Origin of the sequence: Gilliamella bombi, from assembly GCF_900103255.1 — a bacterium.
GTDB classification, from domain to species: Bacteria; Pseudomonadota; Gammaproteobacteria; order Enterobacterales; family Orbaceae; genus Gilliamella; species Gilliamella bombi.
In genome coordinates this window covers 1-2,540 of sequence record NZ_FMWS01000130.1, presented here as the reverse complement: position 1 = coordinate 2,540, position 2,540 = coordinate 1, and the positions used below count along the sequence as shown (strand labels likewise).

Genomic DNA, 2,540 nt, shown 5'->3' with positions numbered 1-2,540 from the left:
CGCAGCGGCTTCAAAACACCAATAACCATAGAATGAACAACAATCTCGAGTGTCACCTTGTTGCCATAGGTGAGTATCTATATACTCATAACCAGCCTTACGTAGCCCATCGTACCAACGGCGTAAATATTCATCTAAAAATTTTAAGGTATCTTTAGTTTTTTCAGCATGAATGGCTTTATAAAGAGGGGTACGGAAACTTAGTAATCTTGGGGTTTTCTCTTCAGTGATTGGATAATTAGGGATTTTCATTGCAATTAAGCTATCAATTGCTTTTTCTCTATTTTCTTGATCAAGATCGACGGCTTTAACGATAATTTCAAACCAATCCTGCCGTTCAAATAGAATACAAAGTCCTAATAAATTAGATAGCTCCTCAGTTTCAAAGTATTCCCTTAGCATAGTAATATTTAGACCACTTTCAGGATGACTAACATTATAACGTTCAACAAAATTGACTGCATTTTGGGTATAGTTAATTATTTCTTGCATCCATGGTAATAATTCGACAATAGGTTTGCCTATCGTGTAATCTAAACAAAATTGTTGATATAGTAAACCTATCATAAATTCGACAAAAGGAGCTTTTGTACTTTTTATTTCTACATCAGTTTCGTCAATCATCCTATTCAAACTTTCTTGAAAATAATGGTAAAAATCTTCATCTAATAATTTTTGGCGGCGTTGTTGTTCAAATTCTGTCATTTTAATCTCCTTATATTTTTATTTAGACTTATTTTTTATGCATCACACATTTCTTCTTTTTTGTTAAATAAAATGGAGTAAGGCGATTGCTTTATTGTCCTATAACTAGTGGTAATAGCGATACTTTCCGCCTTTTTATAGCTTATATAATAGCTATTTATGATTATTGCGAGCATATTCAACCATATCTTTTGGGTAATAAATAAAACGGTGTAGGCTGCTATCATCAATATCTTTTAAATACGCTACCGCAGCTGCTTCAAAGCACCAGTAGCCAACAAATGAACAAGTATCTCTAGAGTCTCCTTGTTGCAATAAATGACTATCTATATAGACATTTCCCGCTTTTCGAAGTCCATCGTACCAACGGCGTAAATATTCATCTAAAAATTTTAAGGTATCTTTAGGTTTTTCAGCATGAATGGCTTTATAAAGCGGATTGCGAAAACTCAATTCTCGTGGTATCTTTTCTTCAGTAACTGGATAGTTCAAAATTTTCATGCCTATGAGACTATCTAACGCCTTTTCTCGATTTTCCTGATCAAGATCGACTGCTTTAACAATAATTTCAAACCAATCCTGCCGTTCAAATAAAATACATAATCCTAATAAATTGGACAGTATTTCAGATTCAAAATATTCCGTTAGAATAGAAATATTCATTTTGTCATTTGGATTCGCTAAATTGTGTCTCTCTACAAAACTGATTGCTTTTATTGTATATTCAATAATAATTTCTAGACGTAGAAATAATTTCGAGATTGGTTTACCTATAGTGTAATCTAAACAAAATTGTTCATATTGAGTATTAACCATCGATTCAACAAAAGGGTCTTTAATTTGCTTTATTTGTATCTCAAATTGATTTATTAACCAATCTAGATTATTTTGTATATACGGATAAAAATCTTCATCTAATAATTGTTGACGGCGTCTTTGTTCAAATTCTATCATTTTAATCTCCTTATATTTTTATTTAGACTTATTTTTTTATGCATCACACATTTCTTCTTTTTTGTTAAATAAAACGGAGTAAGGCGATTGCTTACTAGTGGTAATAGCGATAATTTCTGCCTTTTTATAGCTTATATGATAGCTATTTATGATTATTGCGAGCATATTCAACCATATCTTTTGGGTAATAAATAAAACGGTGTAGGCTGCTATCATCAATATCTTTTAAATACGCTACTGCGGCGGCTTCAAAACACCAGTAGCCATGAAAAGAACAACAATCTCTGGAGTCGCCTTGTTGTAATAAGTGAATATCAATATAAACATTGCCTGCTTTACGTAGCCCATCGTACCAACGACGCAAGTATTCATCTAAGAATTTTAAGGTATCTTTAGGGGGCTCGGCATGAATCGCTTTATAAAGCGGGTTGCGAAAGCTCAGTTCTCGTGGCGTTTTTTCTTCGGTAATGGGATAGTTTGGAATTTTCATAGCAATGAGACTATCTAACGCTTTTTCTCGATTTTCTTGGTCAAAATCCACAGCTTTAACAATGGTTTCAAACCAATCTTGGCGTTTAAATAAAATAGCTAAACCTAATAAATTTGATAACGTTTCCGTTTCAAAATATTCCGTCAGGATAGTAATATCCATTCTATCATTAGGATTGGCAATATTATATTTATCTACATAATCGATAGAACTTTGCATATATTTTAAAATACACTCCATTCTGGATGATAATCCAATGATTTTTTTACCTACGGTATAATCTAAACAGAGTTGTTGATATTGTAGTCCTATCATAAATTCAGCATAACCATCTTTTTCCTTTTTCATATCGTTATCAACCATACCAATTAGCTTTGTAAGTCTTTCTTGA

General features: G+C 32.2%; 3 protein-coding genes. All 3 read right to left on the bottom strand.

The genetic code is table 11. The features are described from left to right. Positions 1 to 705: PoNe immunity protein domain-containing protein (locus tag B9N71_RS12700; protein WP_085166156.1), on the bottom strand; the 705-nt coding region annotated here is incomplete at its 3' end. A 153-nt stretch (positions 706 to 858) separates the two neighbouring features. Beyond that, positions 859 to 1,659, bottom strand: a complete 801-nt coding sequence (locus B9N71_RS12695) for a PoNe immunity protein domain-containing protein (protein WP_085166155.1) — start codon at positions 1,657 to 1,659, stop codon at positions 859 to 861. A gap of 142 nt (positions 1,660 to 1,801) precedes the next feature. Beyond that, the coding region (locus B9N71_RS12690; protein ID WP_085166154.1) for a PoNe immunity protein domain-containing protein at positions 1,802 to 2,540 on the bottom strand (739 nt) is incomplete at its 5' end.

Excerpts from the sequence above, each read along its gene's own strand:
- B9N71_RS12695 (WP_085166155.1), bottom strand. The coding sequence starts at position 1,659 with ATGATAGAATTTGAACAAAGACGCCGTCAACAATTATTAGATGAAGAT.